At 72.2% G+C, this 26587-nt stretch carries 19 protein-coding genes; 5 read left to right on the top strand and 14 right to left on the bottom strand.

Translation table 11 applies throughout. The annotated features are described in order from the left end of the window. The first annotated feature begins 80 nt into the window (after positions 1-80). Complete coding sequence (glyA, locus tag JOM49_RS31635; protein WP_209667830.1) at positions 81-1376, top strand: serine hydroxymethyltransferase; 1296 nt, start codon at positions 81-83, stop codon at positions 1374-1376. Beyond that, entirely contained in the window at positions 1376-3625 is a 2250-nt protein-coding gene (locus tag JOM49_RS31630) for an amino acid adenylation domain-containing protein (protein WP_209667829.1), read from the top strand. Before glyA ends, JOM49_RS31630 begins: the two co-directional genes overlap by 1 nt. Before the next feature lie 102 nt (positions 3626-3727). On the opposite strand, the gene JOM49_RS31625 is transcribed toward JOM49_RS31630, so the two are convergent. Genes JOM49_RS31625 through JOM49_RS31560 form a run of 14 tightly spaced genes read right to left on the bottom strand, consistent with a single transcriptional unit; the run spans position 3728 to position 20656 of the window. Then, positions 3728-4519 (bottom strand): thioesterase domain-containing protein, encoded by a 792-nt coding sequence (locus JOM49_RS31625; RefSeq protein WP_209667828.1) that lies wholly within the window; start codon positions 4517-4519, stop codon positions 3728-3730. Next, positions 4509-7685 carry a non-ribosomal peptide synthetase gene (locus JOM49_RS31620; protein ID WP_209667827.1) on the bottom strand — a complete coding sequence of 1059 codons (3177 nt, stop codon included), beginning with the start codon at positions 7683-7685 and terminating at the stop codon, positions 4509-4511. Before JOM49_RS31620 ends, JOM49_RS31625 begins: the two co-directional genes overlap by 11 nt. After that, positions 7682-8803 (bottom strand): M20 family metallopeptidase, encoded by a 1122-nt coding sequence (locus JOM49_RS31615; protein ID WP_209667826.1) that lies wholly within the window; start codon positions 8801-8803, stop codon positions 7682-7684. The genes JOM49_RS31620 and JOM49_RS31615 overlap by 4 nt, the downstream gene beginning before the upstream one ends. After that, positions 8800-9939, bottom strand: coding sequence for an iron-containing alcohol dehydrogenase family protein (locus JOM49_RS31610; protein WP_209667825.1), 1140 nt, complete (start codon positions 9937-9939; stop codon positions 8800-8802). The genes JOM49_RS31615 and JOM49_RS31610 overlap by 4 nt, the downstream gene beginning before the upstream one ends. Further along, positions 9921-10910, bottom strand: a complete 990-nt coding sequence (locus tag JOM49_RS31605) for a transketolase family protein (RefSeq protein ID WP_209667824.1) — start codon at positions 10908-10910, stop codon at positions 9921-9923. Before JOM49_RS31605 ends, JOM49_RS31610 begins: the two co-directional genes overlap by 19 nt. Further along, on the bottom strand, positions 10910-12046 hold the full coding sequence (locus JOM49_RS31600; RefSeq protein WP_209667823.1) for an iron-containing alcohol dehydrogenase: 1137 nt from the start codon (positions 12044-12046) through the stop codon (positions 10910-10912). The genes JOM49_RS31605 and JOM49_RS31600 overlap by 1 nt, the downstream gene beginning before the upstream one ends. Then, a complete protein-coding gene (locus JOM49_RS31595) occupies positions 12039-12755 on the bottom strand; it encodes an aspartate/glutamate racemase family protein (RefSeq protein ID WP_209667822.1) in 717 nt (238 codons plus the stop codon). Before JOM49_RS31595 ends, JOM49_RS31600 begins: the two co-directional genes overlap by 8 nt. After that, entirely contained in the window at positions 12752-13747 is a 996-nt protein-coding gene (locus JOM49_RS31590) for a transketolase family protein (protein WP_209667821.1), read from the bottom strand. Before JOM49_RS31590 ends, JOM49_RS31595 begins: the two co-directional genes overlap by 4 nt. Beyond that, positions 13744-14586 (bottom strand): transketolase, encoded by an 843-nt coding sequence (locus tag JOM49_RS31585; RefSeq protein WP_209667820.1) that lies wholly within the window; start codon positions 14584-14586, stop codon positions 13744-13746. Before JOM49_RS31585 ends, JOM49_RS31590 begins: the two co-directional genes overlap by 4 nt. A gap of 26 nt (positions 14587-14612) precedes the next feature. Further along, entirely contained in the window at positions 14613-15950 is a 1338-nt protein-coding gene (locus tag JOM49_RS31580) for a DegT/DnrJ/EryC1/StrS family aminotransferase (protein ID WP_209667819.1), read from the bottom strand. Then, the gene (locus tag JOM49_RS31575) at positions 15950-17128 is read right to left on the bottom strand and encodes a M24 family metallopeptidase (RefSeq protein ID WP_209667818.1); all 1179 of its coding nucleotides are present in this window, start codon (positions 17126-17128) and stop codon (positions 15950-15952) included. The genes JOM49_RS31580 and JOM49_RS31575 overlap by 1 nt, the downstream gene beginning before the upstream one ends. 20 nt (positions 17129-17148) lie before the next feature. Next, positions 17149-18348: an aldehyde dehydrogenase family protein gene (locus tag JOM49_RS31570; RefSeq protein ID WP_209667817.1), complete on the bottom strand. Its 1200-nt coding sequence runs from the start codon at positions 18346-18348 to the stop codon at positions 17149-17151. Then, positions 18345-19814 carry a class I adenylate-forming enzyme family protein gene (locus JOM49_RS31565; protein WP_209667816.1) on the bottom strand — a complete coding sequence of 490 codons (1470 nt, stop codon included), beginning with the start codon at positions 19812-19814 and terminating at the stop codon, positions 18345-18347. Before JOM49_RS31565 ends, JOM49_RS31570 begins: the two co-directional genes overlap by 4 nt. Beyond that, on the bottom strand, positions 19808-20656 hold the full coding sequence (locus JOM49_RS31560; RefSeq protein ID WP_209667815.1) for a GNAT family N-acetyltransferase: 849 nt from the start codon (positions 20654-20656) through the stop codon (positions 19808-19810). The genes JOM49_RS31565 and JOM49_RS31560 overlap by 7 nt, the downstream gene beginning before the upstream one ends. 505 nt (positions 20657-21161) lie before the next feature. On the opposite strand from JOM49_RS31560, the gene JOM49_RS31555 reads away from it, so the two are divergent. The 3 genes from JOM49_RS31555 to JOM49_RS31545 are packed head-to-tail and all read left to right on the top strand — an operon-like array spanning position 21162 to position 26556. Beyond that, positions 21162-22085: a LysR family transcriptional regulator gene (locus JOM49_RS31555; RefSeq protein WP_209667814.1), complete on the top strand. Its 924-nt coding sequence runs from the start codon at positions 21162-21164 to the stop codon at positions 22083-22085. A gap of 41 nt (positions 22086-22126) precedes the next feature. Continuing rightward, entirely contained in the window at positions 22127-25264 is a 3138-nt protein-coding gene (locus JOM49_RS31550) for a non-ribosomal peptide synthetase (RefSeq protein ID WP_209667813.1), read from the top strand. Further along, a complete protein-coding gene (locus JOM49_RS31545) occupies positions 25261-26556 on the top strand; it encodes an MFS transporter (protein WP_209667812.1) in 1296 nt (431 codons plus the stop codon). The genes JOM49_RS31550 and JOM49_RS31545 overlap by 4 nt, the downstream gene beginning before the upstream one ends. The last annotated feature ends 31 nt before the right edge of the window (positions 26557-26587 follow it).

Genomic DNA, 26587 nt, shown 5'->3' with positions numbered 1-26587 from the left:
ACCGTATTCAGGTTCGTAAGAATGAGACATCACCATTCCTGGTCGATCCACGGCCATTCGTAAGGAAATGTGGGGGCGGAATGACCATCGACTCGACGGCCTTGCCGTTCACGGTGCCGTCCGGGCGGATCCGCCCGCACGGACTGGCCGGGACGATCCGGGCCGAATACGAATACCAGCGGGAGACGCTGTGCCTGATCGCGGCCCGCAGCATCGTGCACCCGGAGGTGGCGGCCGCGACCCAGTCGGTGTTCGCCAACGTCACCACCGAGGGCTACCCGGGCGATCGCTACCACTCCGGCTCGGCGGGCGCCGACGTGGTCGAGCGGATGGCCGTGGACCTGGCGTGCTCGGTGTTCGGGGCCACCTACGCCAACGTGCAGTCCCACGCGGCGAGCACGGCGAACCTCGCCGTGCTGACCGCGCTGCTCGACCCGGGCGACGTGGTGCTGAGCATGGACCTGGCCAGCGGCGGGCACCTGACCCACGTCAGCAAGCCGTCGGTGACCAGCCGGTTCTTCCGCGGCGTGTACTACGGCGTGCGCGCGGACGGGCGGATCGACCTGGCCGAGGTGGACCGGCTGGCCGGCGAGCACCGGCCGAAGGTGATCATCTGCGGTGGCAGCGCCTACCCGCGCGCGATCGACTTCGCCGGGTTCCGCCGGGTCGCCGACCGCCACGGCTGCGTGCTGGTGGCCGACATCTCGCACACCGCCGGGCTGGTGGCGGCCGGGCTGCAGCCGAGCCCGGTGCCGCACGCCCACGTCACCACCCTCTGCACGCACAAGCAGTTGTACGGCCCCAAGGGCGGGCTGATCCTGTCCGGCCCGGACGCGGTGTCCCCGCCGCCGGGGCGCACCGAGACCCTGGCGAAGCTCCTGGACCGCGCGGTGTTCCCGTACTTCCAGGGCTCACCGGACTTCGGGGCGATCGCGGGCAAGGCCTGCGTGCTCGACTGGGTGGCGAAACCCGAGTTCGCCAGGGTGATGCGCCGGGTCCGCGAACTCGCCGACCTGCTCGCGCGGCGCCTCGAACGCGACTTCGACCTGGTCTCCGGCGGGACCGACAGCCACATGGTGCTGGTGGACCTGCGCCCGCGCGGGCTCACCGGCCGGGACGCGGAACGCGCGCTGGAGGCGGCGGGCGTCCTGACCAACCGCAACCGGGTCCCCGGCGACACCACCCCGTCCCGCGTGGCGGCCGGGCTGCGGCTGGGCACGAACATCGCCGCCTTCCGCGGGCTGACCACCGCCGACTTCGACCGCTGCTGCACCGGGATCGTCGACGTGCTGGCGGATCCGGCGGCGGTGCCGCGGGTCCGGGCCGAGATCGCCGGGGTGATGGCCGCGTACCCGCTGCCGGGAGGCTGGTCCTGATGGAACGCACCCACCCGCACTTCCCGTTGGTGTGCGAGGACTCGACGCCCTCGGTCAGCGGCGGCCACGCGTTGCCACTGGCTTCCGGAGCCGTGCTGCTCGGCGCGTTGCTCGCCCAGGCCATGGCCTACGCGGGCCCGCGCGAGGTCACCGTCCGCACGGACACCGAGCACACGCTGCGCCTCGACGGCACGGTCGTCGGCGATTTCGTCGCGATGGCCGCGCCGGTCGCCGGTGCGCGGGCCGGATTCCGGGTGGTGCTCGATCCCGAACCGGCGGATCTGGCGCTGACGTTCGTCTTCGCCGACGAGCTGACCGTCGAATGTGCCGCGCGCCCGCGCGATCCCGCGGCCCTGGACCGGATCGCCGCGCACTACCTCGCCTTCCTGCGAGCCGCGATCTCCATGCCGGACAGGGAAGTCGCGGCGGTGGACCACCGCACGGCGGCGGAGAAGCAGGTCGCCGCCCGGCTCAACGACACCACCCGCGACCTGACGCACCCACCCTGCCTGCACGAGTTGTTCGAGGCTGCGGCCGACCGTGATCCGGACGCGCTCGCCTTGGTACAGGGGGATACCCGGCTGCGCTTCGGGGAGCTGGAAGCACGCGCCAACGGGCTCGCGGCGCGGCTCACCGGCACGCGGATCGGGATCCTGGCCACGCTCAGCGTCGAGTTCGTGGTGTGCGCGCTGGCCGTGCTGAAAGCGGGCGCGGCCTACGTGCCGCTCGACCCGAAGCTGCCGGACCAGCGGCTGCGCACCCTGTTCCGGCTCGGCCACCTCACCAGCCTCCTGGCCGATCCCGAGTACGCCGAGATCGCCACTTCCCTCACCGATTCCTGGGTGCCGGTGCCGTCCGGCGTGACCAGCCGGGACCGCCCGACGCGCCGGGGCACCGGGAGCGACCTGGCCTACCTGATCTTCACCTCGGGCTCCACCGGCGAACCCAAGGGCGCGCTGCTCGACCACGCCGGCCGGGCGAACATGATCACCGACCTGAACCAGCGGTTCGGGCTCGGCCCCGGAGACCGGATGCTCGTGGTCAGCTCGCCGAGCTTCGACATGTCGGTGTACGACCTGTTCGGCACGCTCGCGGCCGGGGCGACGGCGGTCCTGCCGGACCGCGGCCGGGAGCAGGACGTGGACCACTGGGCGCGGCTGCTCGTCGACGAGCGCGTCACGCTCTGGCATTCGGTGCCTTCGGCGCTGAGCCTGGTGCTGAACCTGCTTCCGTCCCGAGTGGACAGTGTGCGGCTGGTGCTCGCCGGTGGTGACTGGATCCCGGTCGATCAGCCGTCGCGGGTGCACCGCGCGTTTCCCGGTGCCGAGTTCTACAGCCTCGGTGGCGCCACCGAGGTGTCGGTGGACAGCGTGATCCACCGCGTCGCGCCGGGGGAGCGGTTCGCCCGCGCGATCCCGTACGGCAGGCCGCTGACCAACCAGACCGCGCGCGTGCTCGACCGGTACGGGCGGGAGGCCGCGCTCGACCTGCCAGGGGAACTCGTGCTGGGCGGGGTCGGCGTGGGGCAGGGGTATGACCGGCGGCCGCGGCTGACGGCGGAGCGCTTCCCGGCGGACCCGTTCCGGCCGGGCGCCAGGATGTACCGGACCGGGGACGCGGCCCGGCTGCGGGCCGACGGCACGATCGAGCTGCTCGGCCGCCTGGACCAGCAGATCAAGCTCGAGGGGGTGCGCATCGAACCGGGGGAGATCCAGACCGCGATCGAGGCGGACGACCGGGTACGCGAGGCGGTGGTCGCCCCGCGGCGGGACGCCTCCGGCCGGGCGGTCGCGCTGGTCGCGTTCGTCGTGCCGGACGGCGACCCGGGCACGCTGCTCGCCGAACTGCCCGTCCGGCTGCGGTCGACGCTGCACCGCTCGTCCATCCCGGGCGAGTTCCGGCTGATCGAGCGGATCCCGTTGAACGCCAACGGGAAGGTCGACCGCACCTGGCTCGCCGCGATGGCGGACCAGGTACCGGAGCCAGAGGTGTCCGAAGTGGACACAGTGGACGCAGTGGACGAGTTCGCCGAGGCGGTGGCGGAGGTGTGGACGCAGGTGCTCGGCCTGGCCGGGCCACCCGCCGCGCACGACCGGTTCGCCGCGCTCGGCGGCGGTTCCCTCGCGGCGACGCAGGTGGTGAGCCGCCTGCGCCGCCGGTTCGGGACCGAGCTTTCGGTGCGCGAGGTCCTGACCCGGCCCACCGTCGCCGGAGTCGCCGAAATCCTACGCTCGCGCGCCCCCAGCTGAACGCAGTTCAATGCTATGAGTGGGGCATTACTTGCAATCAACGCAAGTAATGCCCCACTCCTAGCATTGGCCGGGGCCGTGGCCGGGGCCGGGTGGGCGCGGTCAGGTTCGGAGCAGGGCGCGGTTGACGGCGGCGGCGAGTGCGGTGAGGCCGTCGCCCTGCCACATCGTGTAGTGGTCGCCCGGCACGGTTTCCGCGGTGACCTCGGCGCACAGGCCCGACCAGTCCATCCCGTCCGGGGGTGAGGCCGTGCCCTTGACGGTGACCATCGGGCCGGGGTGCCCGCCCACCGGCTGGTAGCTGTGCAGCGCGATGGTGTTGGCGCGGTGCACGGCGTACCGCCGGGTCAGCGTCCCGAGGTCCAGTTCGGCCGAGATCACGCCCGCCGCGGTGAGCCCGGCGAGCGCGTCCTCGATCGAGTCCTCGTCGATCGCCGAGCCCGCCAGCGCCTCGTCCAGTTCGCGTTGCTCGGCGAACGGATCGGCGCCGGTCAGGTCCACGGCGAACCGGTGCAGCAGCGATTCCGGGGTCGGCATCGGCTCGGGCATGGGCACCGGGGTGTCCACGGTGATCAGCAGCGGCGTGCCGCACCGCCGGGCCATCTCGTAGCCGATCACCCCGCCCATGGACCAGCCGAGCAGGGCGATCGGCTCGCCCGGCCGTTCGGCGGCGATCGCGGACAGGTACAGCTCGGCCAGTTCCTCCACCGAGGTCAGGGCTTCCTCGTCCTCGTCGTCGAACCCGGGCGCCTCGATGCCGTAGACCGGCCGGTCGGCTTCGAGGCGCTGGACCAGCGGCAGGTACGAGTACGCCGAGCCCGACGCGGGGTGCACGCAGTACAGCGGGGTGCCCGCGCCGGCGGGGCGGAGCGGGATGAGCGGCTCAGGCACCATCGGCCGCCACCCGGACCGGGGCCCGCTGCGCGAGCTGCTCGTCGATGATCGCCGCGATCCCGCGCACGGTCGGGTTGCCGAAGAGCCTGCGCAGTTTGAACCGGATGCCGAACGCCCGGTTCAGCCTGCTGACCAGGCGCAGCGCCTCCAGCGAGTTGCCGCCGTTGTCGAAGAAGCTGCTCGCCGCCCCGATGCGCTGGTCGCCGAGCACCTCGGTGAACACCCCCGCGACGGTCTGCTCGGTCGGCGTCCGCGGTGCCAGGAACTCCTCGGCCACGTCCGGTGCCGGATCGGGCAGCGCGCCGCGGTCGACCTTGCGCGCGGCGGTCAGCGGCATGCGCTCCAGCACCACCCAGGCGGTCGGCACCATGTACTCCGGCAACCGGTCCAGGGCGTGTGCCTTCAGTTCCGCAGGCGCCACTTCCCGCCCGTCCACCGGGGTCACGTAGCCGACCAGCCGGGGTTCACCGCGGCGGTCGGGTCGCAGCGAGACCGCCGCCGTGCTCACGTCCGGGCTCGACAGCAACGCGGCCTCGATCTCCTCCAGCTCGATGCGCAGCCCGCGGAGCTTCACCTGGTTGTCCACCCGGCCGACGAACTCCAGCTGGCGGTCCCGGGTCCAGCGGACCAGGTCACCGGTGCGGTAGACCCGCCCGCCGGGGTGGAACGGGTCCGCGGTGAACGCCGCCTCGGTCAGCCCCGGCTGGTTGAGGTACCCGCGGGCGAGCCCTTCCGGGCCGCCGATGAGCAGTTCCCCCGGGACCCCGCGCGGCACCAGGTCGCCGTACTTGTCCACTGTGTACATCCGCCGGTCCGGGAACGGCACGCCGATCGGCGGGGCCGCGTGGCAGGGGCCGGGCGGGCACTCGTAGGCCGTGCAGCCGACGGCCGCCTCGGTCGGCCCGTAGACGTTGATCAGCCGGCGGCCGTCCACGTTCCACTTGGTGACCACCTCGGCCGGGATGGCCTCGGCCCCCATCATGATCTTGCGCAGCGCCGGGTACGGCCCGGCCTCGACCAGTGACAGCATCGCCGGTGACATGCAGGCGTAGGTGGTGCGCTGCGCACGCATCAGCCGGGCGAGCGCGTCCGGCGCGGTGCCCGCTTCCTGGTCCACCAGGACCATGGTCGAACCGGCGCACAGCCCGGCGAAGATCTCGCCGTGCGACATGTCGAACGACAGCGCGGCGAGCTGCAGCATCCGGTCCTCCGGCACCAGGCCGAACACGAGCCGGTAGGACTCGGCGAACGATCGCAGCGCGCGGTGCTGGATGAGCACGCCCTTGGGACGGCCCGTGGAGCCCGAGGTGTAGAGCACGTAGGCCAGCGAGTCGCGATCCGCCCACTCCGGCAGCGCAGTCCCTTCCACCGCCGCGACGGCGGCCCACTCCCGGTCCACTTCGAACACCTGCCACGGCCCCGACTCCGGGATGCGGGTCCGCACCCGGGTTTGGGTCAGCACCAGCGGGGTCGCGGTGTCCCGCAGCATGTAGTCCAGCCGGTTGGCCGGATTGGCCGGGTCGAGGGCCACGTAGGCGGCCCCGGATTTCAGCACGGCGAGGAAGGTGACCAGCGCGTCGAGGTCGCGTTCCATGGCCACGGCCACGATCTGCCCCGGCTGGACGCCGCTCGCCCGCAGGTACCGCGCCAGCGCCCCGGCTCTGCGCTCGAGCTCGCCGTAGCTCAGCTCTTCGCCCTGGAACACCGCGGCCGGGTGGTCCGGTCGTTCCGCGGCCGTTCTCGCGACCACGGCGTGCACCGGTTCCGGTCCGTACTCCAGGAACTCGCCCCGGCCCGCGGCCAGCAGCTCCGCCCGTTCCGGCTCGGCCATCAGCGGCAGCCGCGACAGCGGGCGGTCCGGGTCGGCGCAGGCCCCGTGCAGCAGGTGGGCCAGGTGGCCGGCGAGCGCCTCGATCCGCCACCGGTCGAACAGGTCGGCCGAGTACTCGATCACCAGGTGCAGTTCGTCGGACAGCTCGACGAAGTTCAGCGCCAGATCGAAGCGGGACACCGGGTTCGCCAGGCCGACCGGCTCGGAACGCAGGCCCGGCATGGCGAAGTCGGTGGCCGAGAGGCGCCCGTCGATCAGTTGCAGGCCGACCACGAACAGCGGGTTGCGGCCCAGGTCGCGGGTCGGCTGCACGCGGTCGACCACCAGCTCGAACGGCGCGTCCTGGTTGTCGTAGGCGTCCATCACGTGTTCGGCGACCTGCTCCAGCAGCTCACCGAACACCGGGTCGCCCGCGGTGTCGGCCCGCAGCACCACCATGTTGGTGAAGAACCCGACCAGCTCCTCGAAGTCCGGATCGGTGCGCCCGAGCGTGGCGATCCCGATCGGGATGTCCTCCTGCCCGGTGTAGCGGGTCAGCAGGGCGGCCACCGCCGCGGACAGCAGCATGAACATCGAGATGCCGCGTTCCTTCACCACCGCGCGGGCGGCGGTCAGGATCGCGGGCGGCAGGACCACGCTCAGGGAACCGCCGGTGAAGCTCTGCTCGGCGGGACGGCTGCGATCGGCCGGGAGGTCCAGCGCGGGCAACCCCGCCAGCCGCTTCTCCCAGTACTCGAGCTGCGCCTCCAGACCGCCGTTGGCCTGCAGTTCGCGCTGCCGCGCGGCGAAGTCGGCGTACCGCAGCACGGACGGCTCGTCCGGCGGGGGATCGCCGTTGACCAGCGCCGCGTAGGTGGCCGCCAGTTCGGCGTTCATCAGCCCGTTCGACCAGCCGTCGGTGATGATGTGGTGGAAGCGCTGGGACAGGATGTGCTCCGACGGCGACAGCTTCACCAGCGTGTACCGGAAGAGCGGGCCGGCGGTGAGGTCGAACGGGGTGTCGACCCGCTCGGCGAGCAACTCGGTCGCGGCCGCCTCGCGTGCCTCCGGCTCCAGCCCGCTCAGGTCGACGTACTCGAGATCGACCGGTGCGGGCGGGCTCGCCAGCAGGTAGGGCGCGCCGTCGTCGACGTGCACGGTGCAGCGCAGGGATTCGTGGCGGCGCACGATGTCGTTCAGCGCGGCGTGAAGCAGGTCGTGCCGCAGCGTCCCGGTCAGCCGGTGGTTGGCCGCGGTGTTGTAGGTGGTGCGGCCCGGCGCCAGCTGGTCGAGGAACCAGAGCTGCTCCTGGCCGAAGGACAGCGGGAGCCGTTCGCCGTTCGTGGGGGAACTCATACTGCGTCTCCAACGGGATCGAGGCGGAAACCGGGTTCGGTGAGGCGGGCCAGCAGGGCCGCCAGCCAGCGGGCCCGGCGGGGCATGGAGCCGGTGAGCACGTACTCGTCCGGGCCGTGGGCGCCGCCGCCTTCGGCGCCCATCCCGTCCACGGTGGGCACGCCCAGCGCGGCGACCACGTTGGCGTCGCTGACCCCGCCGACCGCCAGCTCCCCGGCCTGCCAGCCATCGGCCGCGGCGCATTCGCGGGCCAGCCCGGCGAGCCGGGTGGCCGCGGCACCGCGGTGCATCGGGCCCCGGTGCACGCCGCCGGTGACGGTGATCTTCGCGCCGGGGTGGTGCGGGACACGGGCGCGGACAGCCGCGTCGGCCCGTTCGCCCGCCTCCGCGGTCCAGAAGCGGGTCTCGACCTCGGCGACGGCGTGCGCGGCCACCACGTTGCGGCCGGTGCCCCCGCGCACGGTCCCGATGTTGACCGTGGTGCCCTCGTCCATCCCGCTGCACGCGGCCAGTTCGCCGAGCTGGGCGGCCAGTTCGGTGATCGCGTTGACCCCGCGCTCGAAGTCCAGCCCGGGATGGGCGGCGACGCCGGTGACGGCGAGGTCGTAGAAGCCGATGCCCTTGCGCGCGGTCTTGATCGCGCCACCGGGTCCGCCCGGTTCGAGCACGATCGCGCAGGCGCTGCGCCGGGCTTCGGCCACCAGGAACGGTTCCGAGCCGGGACTGCCCAGCTCCTCGTCCGCGTTCAGCAGCACCGTCAGGTCCGGTTCGGGGTCGGCGGGCAGCAGCCGCCGCAGCGCTTCGACCAGTTGCACCAGCCCGGCCTTCATGTCGAACACCCCGGGCCCGCGCGCGTGTCCGTTGTGGACAGTGAACGGGCGCCGGGCCAGCTCGCCGAGGCCGAAGACGGTGTCCACGTGGCCGAGCACGAGCACCGGGCGCTCCTGGCGCCCCCACCTGGCCAGCAGCACCGGGGTGCCGTTGTCCGCGGTGTGCCGTTCCAGGCGGGCGCCCAGCGCGGCCAGTTCCGCGCCGACGACGTCCTGCACGGCGTGGCAGCCCAGCGGGTGGCCGGCGGGGGATTCGATGGAGACCAGCCGGTCGAGGAGGTCGATCACGCGTGGTGCCTCCGCTCTGTCCAGGCGGACCGGTACAGCTCGCACAGGTCCGCTTCGGTGAATCGCCGCCGGGTGTTGCGCAGGACCGGCGCGTACGCGGTCGCGAGCGCGGCCAGCCGCGGCAGGTCCGCCCGCGGCACGCCGAAGTCGGCGAGGGAGGCGGCCACCCCGGCCCGGTCGCGCAGCGCGGCGAAGGCCTTCGCCAGGTCGGCCGTCCCGCCCAGCAGGTGCCCGAGTTCGGCGTACCGGTCCGGGACGACGTCGGCGAGGGCACGCAACGCCGCCGGCGCGACGAGCGCGTTGGCCCGGCCGTGCGGGATGCGGTACTCGCTGGTCAGCGGATAACCCAGCGCGTGCACCACCCCGGCGTTGGTGTTGGCCATCGCCATGCCCGCGGTGAGGCAGCCGGTCATCAGCGCGGTGCCCGGGCCAGGCGGCATCGCGTCGCGGAGGATCTGCAGGGCCATGCGGGCGCACACGTCGCTGTACGGCGTCGCGGCCCGCGCCAGGTACGCCTCGATCGCGTGCAGCACCGCGTCCAGCGCGGTGTCCACCGCGACCTCGGCCGGGAGCGTGGACAGCGTTTCCGGATCGGCGAGTACCAGTTTCGGAGCCAGCCACCGGCCGCTGACGGCGAACTTGCGCCCGCCGTCGTCGGCGATCGTGGCGTGCCGGGACAGTTCCGCACCGCTGCCCGGGGTCGTCAGCACGGCGACCACCGGCACGCCCGGCTCGGTGAACCGGCCGAGGCCTTCGTAGTCGCCCAGCGGCCCGGAATGCGCGGACAACCCGGAGCACGCCTTGGCCACGTCGATCGTGCTGCCGCCGCCGATCGCGACAATACCGTCGTGGCCCCCCTGCCCGGTCAGGGCGTCGAGGCACCCGTGCACCACGGCGGCGTCCGGGTCCGGCCGCACCCCCGACCACGAATGCGGCCGGAACCCGGTGGCCCGCAGGCAGGTGAGGGCCTGCGCGGGCCAGCCCGCCGACACCACGCCGGGGTCGGAGACCACCAGCGGGCGGGCGATGCCCAGCGCGGCGACGCTTTCGCCGAGCTGCTCGAGCACCCCGGTGCCGACGCGGAGTTCGGGCAGCTCCCTGGCGGTCCAGGCGCCGGTCAGTGCTGCGACAGCCATCGCAACACCGCCGTGGTCACCTGGGCCGGGCCGAGCCCGTACCGCACCAGCATCTCGTCGTACTCCGCGGTCTGCGCGCAGTACTGGTCCGGCACGCCGAAACTGAGCACCGGCACCGGATGCGCCCCCAGCACGGTCGCCGCGACCAGGGAACCGAGCCCGCCGACCCGGTTGTGGTCCTCGTAGGTGACCAGCAGCCGGCTGCGCCGGGCTTCGGCGAGGATCGCCGCCCGGTCCAGCGGTTTGAGCGTGTGCACGTTGACCACCCGCGCCCGGATCCCGTTGTCCGCCAGCAGTTCCGCGGCTTCCAGCGCCATCGGCACGATCTGGCAGCCGGTGGCGAGGATGCTCACGTCGGCCGTGGCCTCCCCGGTGTCCCCGTTATCCCGCAGCACGACCGCCTCGCCGATCCGGAACTCGACGGGACTGCGGTAAGCCCCGTAGACCGCCGGTGTCGGCCCGCGGCTGGCCCGCAGGTACACCGGCCCGGGATGCGCGGCGGCGGCTCGTACGGCCAGGTACGTTTCGTACGCGTCCGCCGGGGACAGCACGGTCATGCCGGGCATCGCCGTGGTGAGCGCGATGTCCTCGACGCACTGGTGGCTCGGTCCCGCGTAACCGCCGGACAGGCCGGTGTAGTACCCCACCACCTTGACCGGGGCGCCGTTGTAGCAGACGTCGAGGCGCAGTTGCTCGCAGGCGCGCATGGTCCCGAACACCGCGAAGGTGTTGACGAACGGGATCTTGCCGCGGACCGCCATCCCGGCGGCGATGCCGATCTGGTCGGCCTCGGCGATGCCGACCTGGAGGTAGCGGTCCGGGAACTCCTTGTCGAACGGCACCGCGGGCAGGCCGAGGTCGTTCTCCACGGAGAAGATCCGGTCGTCCTCACGCGCCAGTTCCAGTTGCGCGCGGCGGGCGGTGGTGCGGCTGGACAGGCCGTAGTCGGCGTACCACTCGGTGAGCGCCATCACGCACCACCCCGCCGCACGGCCGCGGTGAACAGTTCCGCAGCGTCCTCTTTGGACACCGGAACCGGGTTGAGCGAGAGGTGGAACTCGTCGGCCATCATCTTCGTGACCAGGTCCGGCACGTGCGACTCGGTCACCCCCAGCTTCGCCAGGCTCGGGATGGGCAAGCCGGCCACCAGCTCCCGCACCGCCTGGATCCCGTCCTCGCCGGAGTCGCCCGCGCCGAGCGCGCCGGCCAGCGCGGCGAACCGCTCCGGCAGGTGCGGCAGGTTGAACTCCATGCCGTCCGCGAGGAACAACGCGACCCCGACCCCGTGGTGCACGTCGAACATCGCGTTGACCGCGTGCGCGAAGGCGTGGTCGACCGCGCCGCCGCCCTTCATCGAGATCCCGGCGGACAGGCTGCCGGTCATCATCCGCTCGCGGGCCCCGATATCGGACCCGTCCGCCACCACCTCGGGCAGCGCCCGCGAGATGGTGGACACCGCGTAGAGCGCCATCGCGTCGGCGAGCGGCTGGCGCTCGGCGGAGACGTACGCGCCGATCGCGTGCGCCAGCGCGTCGATCCCGGCGGCCGCGGTGGCCCCGGGCGGCAGGGTCAGCGTCAGTTCCGGATCGCACAGCGCCACCTGTGCCCCGGTGGCCACCACGTGCATCTTGAACACGCGGCGGCTGTCGGTGATGATCGCGCCGGCCACCGCCTCGCTGCCGGTGCCCGAAGTGGTCGGCACCTGCACCAGCGGCGGGGTCGGCTCGGTGACCGGGCGGGCGCCGTCCTCGAAGTCGACGATGCTGCCGCCGTGGGAGACCACCACCGCGGCCGACTTCGCCACGTCCAGTGCGCTGCCACCACCGGCACCGAGGAAACCGTCGCACCCGTTGTCCTGATACGCCTTCGCCGCCGCGGCCACCTCCACTTCGGACGGATTGGTGCGCACGCCGGAGAACACCGTGGCGGCGACCCCGGCCGTCCTGAGCGAGTCGAGCACGGGTTCGAGCACCCCGGCCGCGACCACCCCGGGGTCCGACACCACGAGCACGTGCCGGACGCCGAGCCCGGCGAGCGCCGCACCGGCCAGCCGTGCCGCACCGCGTCCATAGTGGATCTGCGGGACCAGGTGGAAGAAGTCAGACACCGGCCGTCACCTTTCCGTCGCTGCGCTGCCTGCCGAACCCGCTCACGGTCCAGTCGAGCACGGTGAGGATGTCGAACACCGGCACCGGCAGGTCCGGGCGCAGTTCGTCCAGCACGGCGGGCAGCATGGTGCATTCGCTGACCAGCGCGCCGATGTCCGGCTCACGGGCCAGGAACTCGTGGATCACCCGGCGCAGGTCCTCGCGGAGTTCGGCGTGCAGTTCGGCGTCGGCCTCCTTGGTCGCCAGGAACCGGCGCCACGACTCGTACTCGCCGACCCCGGCCACGCTGACCGGGAAGTCCGCGCTCGACCAGCCGCACGAGGTGAAGTTGTGCTCGCCGACCGCGTCCGGGAAGAAGGTCAGCACGCCGATGCGCGTGCCGGGCGCGATCATCCTGGCCACCGCGGGCACCGCGACCAGGCTGGAGAGGACCACCGGGGTCCGCACCGCCGCGGCCACCTCCTGCTGCACCAGCGCCATCAGCCCGCAGTTGGCGGTGATGACCCGCACGCCCCGCTGTTCGAGCTCACGGGCCGCCTCGACGTAGAGCGGCAGCAGTGCCTTGGCGTCTTCGGCCGTGCGCGGGGTCTTCGCGCCCGGCACGACCATCCGCCGCACCGGGTAGGGCCAGGTCTGTTCGTTCACCATGCAACCCGGAACGTCGGCCATCTTGCCTTCGAGCATCAGGATGCCCAATGCTTCGGTCATCGCCGCCACCTCCTCACTTCTCCGGCGACGGCGGCCGTGACGCTGTCCACGTCCAGCCCGCACCGGCGCAGTTGTGTCTCGTAGGAACCGATCTCGTGCGCGTACTCGTCGGGCATGCCCAGCATCCGCACGGGCACCGGGGCTTCGGCCGCGACCACCTCGGCCACCGTGGCGCCCACCCCGCCGATGGTGGAGTGCTCCTCGACGGTGACGATCAGCCCGGTGCGCCGGGCCGACTCGACGAGGACCTCGCGGTCCACCGGCTTGATCGAGTACAGGTCGACCACCCGGGCACGGATGTCCTGGGAGCGCAGGGAATCCGCCGCGGCGACCGCGGTGGCGACGCTGGTCAGCCCGGCCGCCACGATGGTCACGTCCTCGCCTTCGCGCAGGACCGTGGAGCCGCCGATGCTGAAGGACGCGCTGTCGTCGTAGACCTGGTCGGTCGGGTCGATCCCGAGCCGGACGTAGACCGGGCCCTGCCACCGGGCCGCGGCGAGGGTCAGCTGGTAGGCCGCGACGGCGTCGGCCGGCGCGAGCACCACCATGCCGGGCATGGCCCGCGCGATCGCGAGGTCCTCCCCGCAGTGGTGCGTGGGGCCGGAGAACCCGGCGACGATCCCGGTGAACGTACCCGCGATCTTCACGTTCGACTGGTGGTAGGCCAGTTCGAGGCGCACCTGCTCGCAGGCCCGCGTCAGCGCGAACCCGCCGAAGGTGTTGACGAACGGGATCTTGCCGCGTGAGGCCATCCCCGCCGCGGCCCCGACCAGGTTCGCCTCCGCGATGCCGAAGTCGTACCACCGCTCGGGGTGGCGTTCGGCGAAGGCGTCGCCCCCGCAGTCACCGAGGTCGCCCTCGATCGAGGTGATCCGGTTGTCGGCGTCGGCGGCGTGCAACTGGGCCAGCCGGCAGGTGTCGATCGCGGACAGCCCGTGCCGCCGGACCCAGTCCGCGCTGCCCGGTGCCAGTGGCGTGACGGTCCCGGTCATGAGCCCGCCTCCGCTCGCTGTCCGGAGAGCTCGGCCAGCGCCTGCCGGTACTGCTCGGCGGAGAACTTGCCGTAGTGCCAGGTGTGCGTGTTGGCGGTGAACGAAAGGCCGTGGCCCTTCTCGGTCCGCGCAATCACGCAACTGGGCTGCCCGGCGGTGAACGGCAGCCGGTGCAGCGCGTCGCCGAGCTGGGTCACGTCGTGGCCGTCCACTTCGGACACCTGCCAGCCGAAGCTGCGCCACTTGTCCGCGAACGGCTCCAGCGCCATGATCTCCTCGGTCGGCCCGTCCTCCTGGAACCCGTTGCGGTCCACGACCACCACCAGGTTGTCCAGGCCGAAGTGCGCCGCCGACATGGCCGCCTCCCAGATCGAGCCCTCCTGGCACTCGCCGTCGCCGAGCACCACGAAGACGCGGCCGGGGTTGTGGTCGTGCCGGTTGGCCAGCGCGATGCCGACGCCGACCGGCAGGCCGTGCCCGAGCGAGCCGGTGGCCCACTCGACCCCGGGGATCGAGCGCGACGGGTGCCCGGCGAGCCTGCTGCCCGGCTGCTTGTAGGCGGCCAGCTCGGCCACCGGGAAGAAGCCGCGTTCGGCCAGCGCGGCGTACAACGCGGCCGAAGCGTGGCCCTTGCTGTAGATGAGGTGGTCCCGGTCGTTCCACTGTGGATCGTCGGGGTCCACCCGCAGCACGCCGTCGAAGTACAGCACGGTCAGGATCTCGGTCACCGACATCGAGCCGCCGACGTGCGCGCCGGGGCTGGTGGTGGCCAGCTCGGCGATGTGGTGCCGGATCCGGGTGGCCAGCTCGGTGAGCGGGCGGGTTCCGGTCGTGGTCATGCTTCCTCCAGTTCGGGGTTCCGGGTTCACCACAGCCGGCTCGCGGTTTCCCAGGGTTCGGCGTAGTCGAGGCCGCGCGCGTAGGTGACCAGTGCGTCCCGGTGCGTCATGACCTTGGTGAAGGCGTCGGCGTAGGCCTCGACCGAAGCCGGGTCCCGCAGCGAGGCCATGCACAGCCGGGTGCCCGCCAGCAGCGTCCGCTGGATCACCGCGAGCGTGTGGGGGAACTCCTCCTGCCGGTACCGCACCGGCCGCGCGTGCCCGCAGGTCCACGGGCAGCCCTTGCCGTAGCCGGTCAGGTCGCGGAACAGCGCCTGGCCGGGCAGCGGGCGGTTCTGCCACATCGACACCGGCGCGCCCTCGGCGGCCACCGCGTTCTGCACCGCCTGGCGGAACACCCCCGGCGGCAGGTCGACCCCGGCGGCTTCCGGGTCCAGGGTGATGCGGAAGTGGTGGTAGACGTGGGTCCGGTCGGCCGGGACCACCGGCGGGCGCACCCCCGGCAGCTCGGACAGCCGCGCGGCCAGCCGTTCGGCCCCGGCCTGCACCTCTTTGGTGTAGCGGTCGAGCCGGGCCAGCTGGCTGCGGGCCATCGCGGCCAGGATCGGGCTCATCCGGTAGTTGAACCCGATGGTGTGTGCGTTGTACTCGCGTTCGTTGTCCGGCCCGATCTGCTCGCCGAACATCTTCACCGCGTCCGCGCGGTTGCGCAGCTCGGCGTCGTCGGTGGTGAGCAGCCCGCCCTCGCCGGCGGTGGGCAGGTTCTTGCCCGCCATGATGCTGAACGCGCCCACCGAGCCGAGCGAACCGACCGCGCGGCCGCGGTAGGTCGCGCCGTGCGCCTGTGCCGCGTCCTCGATCACCGCCAGCCCGTGGCGCCCGGCGAAGTCCAGGATCGGCGCCATGTCCGCGGGCAGGCCGTGCAGGTGCACCACGATGATCGCCTTGGTCCGCGGGGTCACCACCCGTTCCAGCTCGGCCGGGTCGAGGGTGAAGGTGACCGGGTCGATGTCGGCGAAGACCGGGATGCCCTGGTGGTGCAGCACGCAACTGGCCGAGGCGAGGAAGCTCAGCGCGGGCACGACGACCTCGTCACCGGGGCCGACGCCGACCGCGGCGACCGCCGCGTGCAGCGCCGCGGTCCCGCTGTTGAGCGCCAGGCAGTGCTTCGTGCCCGCGTACCGCGCCCACTGCTCCTCGAGCGCCTTGACCTCGACGTTGTTGAACCAGCTGAGCTTGCCCGAGCGCAGCGTGCCGGTCACCGCGTCCAGGTCGGACTCGTCGACCTCCGGCCACACCGACTCGTCGATGCCGCCGGGGATCAGCTGCGGGCCGCCGAGCACGGCCAGTCCGCCGGCGGCCATCAGCGGCCCCCGGTGGGCAGCAGCTGCAACTGGCGCGGAACCCGCTTGTCGGTCAGCACCTCGCAGCCGGTCTCGGTGACCGCGACCGTCTCGCTGAAGCCGACGTGCCCGTTGAGCTCCGGCACGATCAGCGAGGGCACCAGGTGGAACACCATGTTGGGCCGCAGCACCGTCTCGTCGCCGGGGTGCAGGTTCATGATGTGGCTCTCGTTCCAGCCCGGCGGGTAGCAGACACCGATGGAGTAGCCGGTCTCGTGGGTGTGGTCGCCGAAGCCGTGGCTGAGCATCGCCTTGCGGCACGCCTCGTCCACCGAACCCGACGTGGCGCCGGGCGCGATCGCGTCGATGGCGTGCTGGAGCCCGTCGATCACCGCGGTGGCGCGGTCGGCCACGCAGGCGGGCGGGTCGCCGAGGAACGCCGTGCGCATCATCGCCGCGCTGTAGCGCTTGACGCAGCCGGAGAACTCGAGGAAGACGATGTCGTTCTCCCGCAGTTCGCGGCCTTCCCAGGTGCCGTGCGGCAGGCCGGAGCGCTCGCCGCTGATCACGTACGGCGGGCTGCCCGGGTACTCGCTGCCCTGGTCCAGCGTCGCCCGGTAGACCGCGGCGGCCACCTGGTTCTCGGTGGCGCCGATCCGCGCGGTCGCCAGCGCCTCGACCATCCCGGCCATGGCCGCGTTCGCCGCGCCGCGGATGTAGGCGATCTCGGCGGGCGACTTGATCAGCCGGCACGACTCGACCAGGCCGCTGCCGTCCACCCAGGTGACCCCGGACAGTTCGGCGACCAGCCTGCGGTAGGTGCGGACCGGGAAGAAGTAGCCGCTCTCCTCGATCGAGAGCGTCTTGCCCGCGACGCCGAGGCTCGCCACGGTCCGCGCGGTGACCTCGATCGGGTCCTCGCCGACGCCGTAGTTGACGAAGCGCTCCAGCCAGGACAGCCGCTCGATGTTGATCTTCTCTTCGATGTAGGTCAGCAGCAGCGGCTCACCGTCGATCGGCACCAGCAGCGTCTGGTACATGTAGTAGCCGAGCGTGGTGTAGCCGGTCAGGTAGTAGATGTTCTCCGGCACGCTGACCAGTGCCAGGTCGATCCCGCGCTCGGCCATGCCCTCGCGCACCACGGCCAGCCGCCGCTGGTACTCGGACAGCTCGAACGGCAGGTTTTCGTTGTCCCGCATCGGATTCCCCTCGTTGTTTGTCAGATTTCCAGGCTGGACAGTTCGGCAACGGCCGAGCGCGGGCCGTCCCACCGCGTGAAGCGGTCTCCTCGCCACTCCCACACCCACCCGGAGCGGCGCCTGCCGCCGTAGGGCGCGAGCGGCAGCCGGTCGCGGTGGTCGAGCCAGGTCTCCCCGCGGTGGACGGCGCCGTGGCTGCGCGCGAGCCGGGCGGGCACCCAGTCCGGGCCGCCGTAGACGGTCGCGCCGAGCCCGTACGGCGAGTCCTCGGCGAACGCCACCGCCTGCGCGGCGTCGGCGACCGCGAGCACCGGCAGCACGGGCCCGAACGTCTCGGCCCGCATGACCTCCATCTCCTGGTCCACGTCGACCAGGACGGTGGGCGTACCGGGGGAGCCGCCGGTGAGGACCCGCGCACCCCCGGCGACCGCCAGTTCGACCTGGCGGCGCACCCGGGTCGCGTCGGCCGCCAGGAGCGGGCCGATCCAGGTCCGCTCGTCACCGGGCTCACCGGTCGGCAACGCCTCGGCGGCTTCGGCGAGTTCTTCGGTGAACCGGTCGTGCAGGCGCTCGTCGACGTAGACGCGCTCGGGTGCGGTGCACGCCCGGCCGGAGTTGTAGGTGCCGCTGGCGGCGAGCGCCCCGGCGGCGGCCGCGAGGTTCGCCCCGCGCAGCACCAGGAACGGGTCCTTGCCCGGTCCTTCGAAGAGCACCTTCGTGCCGCTGAGCCGGGCGGCGTCCTCGTAGGGCAGCATCCAGTCGTCCGCGCCGAACACCAGCACGGCACCGACGTCCGGATCGGCGAAGGCGTCGCCGAGGAACTGCGCGCCCGTCTCGTCGTGCGGCTCGATGGCCGTGCCGAACGCGTCCCGCAGCAGTTCCACCACTACGTCGGCCCATTCCTTGCGCCGCCGCGGGAACCGGACCCGCACCTGGTTGCCCGCCAGGTACGCCGAACCGGCGGCGGCGACCGGGTTGCTCAGGATCGCGTTGCCCGGCAGTGCCAGTGCCACGGAACCGAGTGCTTCGCGGCCCCGCAGCGCGGGCAGCAGGTCACCGAACACGGCCAGCCTGCGTGCGGCGAGGTCGATGTCGGCCCGGATGACCCGGCGCGGGAACCCCAGTGCCGCCAGCGCGAGCTCCTCGAGTTCGGCCGCTCGTGCGGTCACGGTCCGCCCCAGCGCGCGTACCGCTTCGAGTCGGTGCTCCAGGCCGGTCACCGGGCCACCGCCCCGAACCGGGCGGCCGACGACCGGCGCAGCGCGACCTTGTCGATCTTCTGCGTGGCGGTCAGCGGCAGCCGGTCCACGAGTTCGAGGTACCGCGGGAGCTTGAAGGTGGCCAGCCGCTCGATGCACAGGGTGAGCACCGCCGCCGTGGACACCGATTCGCCGGGCACCGGCTCCAGGTAGAGCATGATGTCGACGCCGCCGACCTCGGCGGGCACACCCACCGCGGCGGCCCGGCGCACGCCGGGGAAGGACTCGGCGACCTGCTCGATCTCGGCGGGGTCGATGTTCTCGCCACGCCGCCGGATCGAATCGGTGATCCGGCGGACGAAGCGCAGTGCGCCGTCGGCGCCCCTGGCGACCAGGTCGCCGGTGCGGTACCAGCCGTCGTCGAAAGCGGCCGCGGTGAGTTCCGGCGCGCCGAGATAGCCGCCGAACAACGCGGGATTGCGCCCGACCTGCAGTTCGCCGACCCCGCGGCCGCGGACCTCGCCGCCGGCGTCCACCAGCCGGAACCGGATGTGCGGCAACGGGTCGCCGAGCGTGCCCGGCCGTGAGTCCTCGGGTGTCCCGCAGAACACGGTGTTCGTCTCGGACATGCCGTAGCCCTCGACCGTCGGCACGCCGAACCGGCTGGTGAACTCGCCCGCCACCGCGGGCGTCGCGCCCGCGCCGTAGGCCAGCCGCAGCCGGTGGTTCCGCTCGGCGTCCGCTCGCGGGCGGGCACACAGCACCGCGAGCATCTCGCCGAGGTGGCGGAAGACCGTGGCCCCACTGGCTTCCGCCTGGGCCCAGAACCGGGTACCGCTGAACCTGGGCACCAGCGCCACGCTCGCGCCCGCGGTCACCGCGGTGGTCAGGAACGACAACCCCGCCATGTGGTGCAACGGGAGCACGTGGAGCAGGACGTCGTCTTCGGTGAGGCGCAACCGGTCCGCCATGTGCGCGGCGGGCGCCACGAAACTGCTGTGGGGGAGCAGGCAGCCCTTGGGGCGGCCGGTGGAACCGGAGGTGTAGAGCACCACGGCCGGGCTCGCCGTGTCCACCCGGGACGGTACCGGCGTGGCTTCGCCCCAGTCCTGTCCACTGTGGAGCACCGGGCGGTCCGTCCGCAGCGCCCGCCCGGGAGGCCGGACGAGCAGCACCGGGTCGGCGTGCCGGACCAGCGCGCGCAGTTCCGCTTCGGTGAGCCGCGGGTCGAGCGGCACCAGCGTGGCGCCGAGCGCGAGCACGGCCAGCCAGAGGTGGACCAGTTCGGCCTGGTTGGGCAGCACCACGACCACGCGGGTGCCGGGACGCACGCCGTGCCCGGTCAGGACGGTCATCAGCGCGCTGACGCGGCGCCACGCCTGCCCGTAGGTGATGACCTCGCGGCCGGAGCCGGTCAGTTCGACCAGGAACGGGCGGCAGGGGGAGCGCCGGGCCGTGGCGGCGAACAGTTCGGGGACGTTCAGCACGGCGGCCGCCGCAGCACGTACCCCGGCCAGCTGCCGGCGGTGAGGAAATCGACGACCACGTAACCTCGGCCGAGGTAGTCTCCGAAGAGTTCGCGCGTCCGAGCCCGCCAGTCCTGCGCCAGTGCCAGGTCGACGCGCTTGAGTTCGGCCAGGCTCGGCGGGATCGGCAGGAAGAGGGTGTCGCTGTCGACGTCGTGGTCGGTCGAGGCGATCCGCGGCAGCCCGCTGCGCGGATCGGCGATGACCTGGCAGATCGGCGTGGCCAGGCTCGGCGCGTGCCACCGGGACGGGCGGGGGTGGCGGCGCAGCCACCACTCGACCACCAACCGGTCGGTGTCGAGCCCGGAGTTGAGCCCGGTGAAGTTGCCGTAGAGGTTCGCCCGGTAGGTGCGGGCGATCGCGCCCAGCCTGCGGATGTTCAGCGCGGCGTTCACCCGCTGCAGCGGGTCGAAGGTCCACGTGATCACTTCGATGCCCTTGGCGAGGCTGTCGTGGCGCTGCGCCTGCTTGAGCCGGTAACCGAGGCCCTGCCCGCGGAACCGCTCGTCCACCGCGATCATGATCGAGCACAGCCGCGGCCTGCGGTCCGGCCCGTACCCGGCGAAGGAGTAGGCGAAGCCGGCCAGTTCCCCGCTTTCGGCGAAGGCGCCGAAGACGTGGCCGCCGTTCTCCTGCGCGGTCAGCATCGCGACCACCCGGTTGCCGCCGATGTCGGCGGGCCCCCAGATCTGCTCCTGCAGTTTTTCGCACTGCCGGTACTCGTCGATCGACTCGAGTCGCCTAATCGTCGTCGTACCGCCGATCGAAACGGCCGAAGGCGTGCGAAAACCAGTTTTGCTCATAACCACGCAGATTCCCCTCGTGCGTCATTCGCGCCGCCGGATCCGCCCGGCTGGAAACCAGCCGCCGCCGTTGATCGGGCCGCGTTCCGGTGGGTTCGCGATCATGCAGTCCGCCGGGCCGGACGGCCCGTGGCGAACACCCCTGTGACTCCCCTGCTCCCCGGCCAGTGGCCGTTGACCTGGCAATCTAGCAGAGCGTGAGGTTGAACTGTCAATATCTTGCCCCGACGGGGGCGCCGTCAATCGGTGATGGGGTGTTAAGCGGTCCTGACCGATCGCGGTGGGCGAAATGCGGTGTTTTCGCTGGGTGAAAATTCGTCGTGCAATGACGGACCCGGCTCGCATTTCGACCGATCTTGACCGCGCCGCCGTTTCCGCCCAGTCACAATCACTGGCTGTGCTGTATCGCTGGCACGGCGTTTCATAGTGTGGCTAAGCGGTTTTCTTCATCGAGAATGTGCGCAGATCCCTACCATTTTCCCGGATGGCGACATATTCTCCGACCGTGTTGAACCCGGTGTGGCTCCGCACGTTGGGGGCAGTGGTCGAACTCGGCTCGTTCGCCGATGCCGCACGCCTGCTCGGCTATTCGCCCTCCGCGGTCTCCCAGCAGATGAGCAGGCTGGAACGGGCGATCGACCGCCCGCTGTTCAACCGGGACCGGAGGGGGGTGGTGCCGACCGCGGCGGCGATCCGGCTGGCGGAGCGGGCGACGCCGCTGCTCGACATGCTGGCGAACCTCGACCAGTCCGAGGACGCCGGTGGCGGGGTGACCCGGTTGCGGATCGGGCTCTGCGCCGGTGGCCTGCGGTACGCGCGGCCGGCGTTGCGCCGGTTGGCCGGAAGCAGTTCGCCGCTCGCGTTGTCCGTGGTGGCCGGGGAATCCACGGAACTGGTGGACGGCATTACCTCCGGTTCCCTCGACGTCGCGGTGGTGTCCCGGTACGAGCTGGTGCCGCGGGTGTGGCCGGGCAAGGTCGCCACCTGGCCGCTGGCGGACGAACCACTCGCCGTACTGGTGCCACCGGGGCACCGGGTGGCCGGCGAAGCGTCGGTCACCTTCCGCGGCCTGCGGGACGAATGGTGGGTGGCCGGCCCGGAGGCGGGGGACGAGTTCCGGCACCTGCAACGGGCCTGCGCGGCCGCCGAGTTCCAGCCGCGGGTGGCCGCGTGCGTGGAGGACCGGGACACCGCGGCGGAACTGGCCCGCGACGGGGTGGGGGTGGCGCTGGCGCCCGCGGCGGCGGCGGTGCCGGCCGGGCTGGTCGCGGTGCGCGTCGCCGGTCCGGCCGGGCGCCGGATCGAAGTGGTGCACGCGGTCGCGGACAACTCGGCGGCCACGGTCGGTTTCGTGCTGTGCCTCCGCGAGCACGGCGCGCATCCGTCCACAACGGACAGCCGGACCGGGCACCTCGGCGCGGCGGGCTGACGCGCCCGGCGCGGATCGGACCACAGTGAGGGGATTTTTCCATGGAGCGCAGGCTGCCGCTTTCGTTCGCGCAACTGCAGTTGTGGTTCCTGTACCAGCTCTCACCAGGGGCGACGACCTACCACGTGCACCACGGGTTCCGCATCGGCGGCCCGCTCGACCTCGGCGTGCTCCGCCGCGCGCTCAACCGTCTGGTCGAGCGGCACGAAAGCCTGCGCGCGACCTTCCACGCCGCCGAAGACGGCACGCCCTACCAGGTGATCGGAGTGCCGGGGGAGGTGGCGCTGACCGTGCTCGACCGCACCGGGCACCCACCCGCCGAACGTGACGCGATCGTCGAGGGTGAACTGGCGCGCGCGGCCGCGTCCCCGTTCGACCTCGGCACCGGCCCGCTCGCGCGGTTCGTCGTGGTGCGGCTGGCCGAGGACGATCACGCGCTGGGCGTGGACTGCCACCACCTGGTGACCGACGGCTGGTCCGGTCGCGTGCTGAACGCCGAACTGTCCACTGTGTACGGTGCACTGCTGGCCGGGGCCGAGCCGGACCTGCCGGAACCGCGCCTGCGCTACCGGGACTTCGTTGCCGATCAGAAAGATCGCTGGCAGCGGGGGGAGCTGGCCCGCCAACTCGACTTCTGGGAACGGCGGCTGGCCGGGCTGCCGGTGCTCGACCTGCCGGCCGACCGGCCCCGCCCGGTCGAACCGGCCTCGGCGGGCGGCACGGTCACCGCCGATCTCGACCCGGCGATCGTGCGGGCGCTGGACGGCTACTGCCGCAGGCACGAAAAGTCCCGGTTCGCCGTCCTCGCCACCGCGCTCTCGGTCGTGCTCGCCCGGTACACCGGGGTGGCCGACGTGCCGATCGGCGTGCCCATGCACTGCCGCACCGAACCGGAACTGGAGGACGTGGTCGGCCTGTTCGCCAACATGGTCGTGCTGCGCACCGAGCTCACCGGCGACCCGTCGTTCACCGAGCTGGCCGACCGCGTTTCCGACGCGGTGCTCGACCTGCTCGACCACCAGGAGGCGCCGTTCGAGATGGTGGTGGACCGGGTCAGGCCGGTCCGCGAACCGGGGCGCAACCCGCTGTTCGGCGTGGCCATGCAGGTGCTGGACGCGGGCAACTCGGCCACCGCCGCCACGCTGCCGGGGCTCACCGTCACCTGGCTGGACGCGGGCGCCACCCAGCCCATGTTCGACCTGAACCTGAACTTCTTCGAGGTGGGCAGGGGACTCCGGGCGCAGCTGTCCTATTCGAGCGGCCTGTTCGACCGGTGGCGGGTGGACGCCCTGCTGCGGCACCTGCAGGAGGTGCTGCGTACCGCGCTGGCCACTCCGTCGCTGCCCGTCTCGCGAATTTCGTTGCTGGATACGGAGGAACGGGCGGCGGTACTCGCGGCCGGACGCGGGGAGGAGGTCGAGCCGTGGGCCGATCCGGTCCACGTGGTCGTCGAGCGGGTCGCCGCGGCGAACCCGGCCGCCGTCGCCGCGATCTGCGAAGGCGCCGAGCTGACCTACGGCGAACTCGACCGCCGCGCCGGGGGACTGGCCGGGTACCTGCGCTCCGGCGGGATCGGCGCCGGGCAGATCGTCGCGCTCGCGCTGGACCGCGAGCTGGACACGCTGGTGGCGATGCTCGCCGTGTGGAAGACCGGCGCCGCGTTCGCCATGCTCGACCCGCGCCACCCCGCGCACCGGCTCGATTTCATGCTGCGGGACACCGCGGCCCCGCTGCTGATCACCCGCACCGAGTTCGCCGCGGGGCTCCCGCCCTCGTCCGGCCGGCGCACGCTGGACCTGGACCTGGGCTGGCCGTCGAGCGAAGCGGAAGCGGTGCCGGTGACCCGCGACGCGCTCGCGTACGTCCTCTACACCTCGGGCTCGACCGGGCAGCCGAAGGGCGTCCTGATCGACCACCGCGCGCTGTCGTGTTTCCTGCAGGGCTACCACCGGACGTTCGGCTTCGCGCCCGGCGACCGGATGCTCCAGTTGCCCGCGATCACCTTCGACATGTCGCAGGGCGAGATCTGGGCGGGGCTGACCGCCGGCGCCACGCTCGTGCTCGTCTCCCACCGCGACGCGCAGTCGCCGGAGAGCCTGGTCGAGCTGATCCGCGAGCAGCGCGTCACCTACGCCGGGCTGGCCCCGGCGATGCTCTCGCTGCTGGACGCCGGACCGTACCCGCACCTGCGGCACGTGATGAACGGCGCCGACGCGCTGCCCGCCGAGCTGGTGAACAAGTGGAACCTGCCCGGCAGGCGGTTCGTGAACCTCTACGGCCCGACCGAGGCGGCGGTCGCCTGCACGGAGTACGTGTGCGAGCACGTGACCTGGCGGACGGGACCGCCGATCGGCAGGCCGGAGCCGAACCGGTTGCTCTACGTCGTCGACCCGGCGGGGCAGCTGGTGCCGCGAGGGGTGCCCGGCGAGCTGCTCATCGGCGGCGAGGGGCTGGCGCGGGGATATCTCGGCCGTCCGGACCTGACCGCCAAGGCGTTCGTGCCGGATCCGTTCCGCGCCGAGGGCCGCGTCTACCGCAGCGGTGACCTGGTGCGCTGGACCCAGGACTGGCAGCTGGAGTTCCTCGGCCGCATCGACAACCAGGTGAAGCTGCGTGGCCTGCGGGTCGAACTCGGCGAGATCGAAGCGGCGCTGCTGACCCATGAGCGGGTGCGGATGGCCGCGGTGTCGCTGCGCACCGATCCGCGCGGCGAGCAGCTCCTCGTCGGCTACTACAGCGGTGAAGGCGCCCCGGAACCGGCCGAGTTGCGGCGCCACCTCGCCGACCGGCTCCCCGAGCACATGATCCCGGCCGCGTGGGTCCGGCTCGCGGGGTTCCCGCTGACCGCCGCGCGCAAGATCGACCGGAAAGCACTGCCCGCGCCGGAATCCCTGCCGGAGAACGGCGATTCCTCGGCCGAGCCGGAAACCGCCACCGAGAAGGCGGTCGCCGACCTCTTCGCCGTGGTGCTGGGCGTGGAGAAGGTCGGCGTGGACGCCAACTTCTTCGATCTCGGCGGCAACTCGCTGCAGGCCATGCGCGCGGTCAGCCGGATCAACAAGACCTTCGGCATCCGGGGGAACCTCCGCCTGCTCTACGGCGGGATGCCGCTCAGCGCGATCGCCGGCGCGATCGACGAACTCGTGACCGTGAACGCACCAGTGAGGGGACAGCCATGACCGACTCGCCACCCGAGGCCGTACCGGAGACCGCCCCGCCGAAATCCCTGTGGCACAACGGGGACTTCCTGAAGTTCTGGACGGGGGAGACGATTTCGCTGTACGGCAGCCAGATCAGCATGCTGGCGCTGCCGCTGACCGCGATCTACGTGTTCGACGCCACCGCGGAGGAGATCGGCTGGCTGCGCTTCCTGCAGCTGGCGCCGTTCCTGGCCTTCGCGATGCTGTTCGGCGCGCTGGTCGACCGGATGCGCCGCAAGCCGGTGATGGTGGCGTCGAACCTGGTCCGGATGGTGCTGATCGGCCTGGTCCCGGCGCTGGCCTGGGCCGGGATGCTGGAAATAGGGCCGTTGTTCGTGATCGCCTTCCTGATCGGCGTGGCCTCGGTGTTCTTCGACCTGAGCTGGATGGCGTACCTGCCGGTGCTGATCCGCGACCGGCGGCTGATGGTGGAGGCCAACGCCAAGCTCGGCATCACCGCCTCCTCCTCCGACGCCGCCGGGCCGAGCGTGGCCGGGGTGCTGGTCAGCGTGTTCACCGCGCCGTTCGCCATGCTCATCGACGCCATCTCCTACCTCGCGTCGCTGGTGGCGCTGGTGGCGATCAAGGCGAAGGAACCGGAGGTGGTGCCCCCGGCCGAGGGACGGCACCTGCGGCGGGAACTGGTCGACGGGCTGCGGTTCGTGTTCGGCCACCGGATGCTGCGGGCCATCGCCGTGGTCGGGGTGTTCGTGAACTTCTCCATCACCGGCGTCTCGGCGATGTTCCTGGTGTACGCGGTGCGGGATCGCGGGATCAGCGCGGTCCTGCTCGGGGTGATCATGTCGATCGCCGCGATCGGCGGCATCTTCGGCTCGCTGGCCGCCCCGCCCCTGCTCCGGCGGCTGCCGGTCGGTGCCTGCTACCGGCTCGCGCTGGGGCTGATCTTCATCGCGCCGCTGCTCATCCCCGTGGCACCCGCCGCGCAAGCGGGCGCGGTGGTGTTCTTCGTCGGCTCGTTCCTGCTGGTGTCCACCGGGCTCGGCATCTCCAACGTGCTGGTGCAGTCGCTGCGGCAGAACCTGACGCCGAACTCCCTGATGGGCCGCATGAGCGCGGCCATGCGCATGGCCCTCTTCGGCGGCGGCGCCATCGGGGGCCCGGTAGCCGGCCTGCTGGCGACGTGGTGGGGGCTGCACACGGCCCTGTGGGTACTGGCCATCGCGTCGGTGGCGATGCTGTTCCCGCTGATGGCTTCGCCGGTGGGGCGGTTGAAGGAGATGCCTACTCAGCCGGATGCGGTTTCCGGCTGACTCGGGGGTTTGCCACCCCGGTTTTTTCAGT

This window comes from Amycolatopsis magusensis, assembly GCF_017875555.1.
Taxonomy (GTDB): domain Bacteria; phylum Actinomycetota; class Actinomycetes; order Mycobacteriales; family Pseudonocardiaceae; genus Amycolatopsis; species Amycolatopsis magusensis.
This window is presented reverse-complemented; position numbering and strand designations above follow the sequence as displayed.

Coding starts and splice junctions, on each gene's coding strand:
- JOM49_RS31575 (WP_209667818.1), bottom strand. CDS start 17,128: ATGCGGGACAACGAAAACCTGCCGTTCGAGCTGTCCGAGTACCAGCGG.
- JOM49_RS31560 (WP_209667815.1), bottom strand. CDS start 20,656: ATGAGCAAAACTGGTTTTCGCACGCCTTCGGCCGTTTCGATCGGCGGT.
- JOM49_RS31580 (WP_209667819.1), bottom strand. CDS start 15,950: ATGGCCGCCGGCGGACTGGCCGTGCTCGGCGGCCCGCAGCTGATCCCC.
- JOM49_RS31630 (WP_209667829.1), top strand. CDS start 1,376: ATGGAACGCACCCACCCGCACTTCCCGTTGGTGTGCGAGGACTCGACG.
- JOM49_RS31595 (WP_209667822.1), bottom strand. CDS start 12,755: ATGACCGAAGCATTGGGCATCCTGATGCTCGAAGGCAAGATGGCCGAC.
- JOM49_RS31605 (WP_209667824.1), bottom strand. CDS start 10,910: ATGGCGCTCACCGAGTGGTACGCCGACTACGGCCTGTCCAGCCGCACC.
- JOM49_RS31545 (WP_209667812.1), top strand. CDS start 25,261: ATGACCGACTCGCCACCCGAGGCCGTACCGGAGACCGCCCCGCCGAAA.
- JOM49_RS31550 (WP_209667813.1), top strand. CDS start 22,127: ATGGAGCGCAGGCTGCCGCTTTCGTTCGCGCAACTGCAGTTGTGGTTC.
- glyA (WP_209667830.1), top strand. CDS start 81: ATGACCATCGACTCGACGGCCTTGCCGTTCACGGTGCCGTCCGGGCGG.
- JOM49_RS31610 (WP_209667825.1), bottom strand. CDS start 9,939: ATGGCTGTCGCAGCACTGACCGGCGCCTGGACCGCCAGGGAGCTGCCC.
- JOM49_RS31625 (WP_209667828.1), bottom strand. CDS start 4,519: ATGGTGCCTGAGCCGCTCATCCCGCTCCGCCCCGCCGGCGCGGGCACC.
- JOM49_RS31590 (WP_209667821.1), bottom strand. CDS start 13,747: ATGACCGGGACCGTCACGCCACTGGCACCGGGCAGCGCGGACTGGGTC.
- JOM49_RS31585 (WP_209667820.1), bottom strand. CDS start 14,586: ATGACCACGACCGGAACCCGCCCGCTCACCGAGCTGGCCACCCGGATC.
- JOM49_RS31620 (WP_209667827.1), bottom strand. CDS start 7,685: ATGAGTTCCCCCACGAACGGCGAACGGCTCCCGCTGTCCTTCGGCCAG.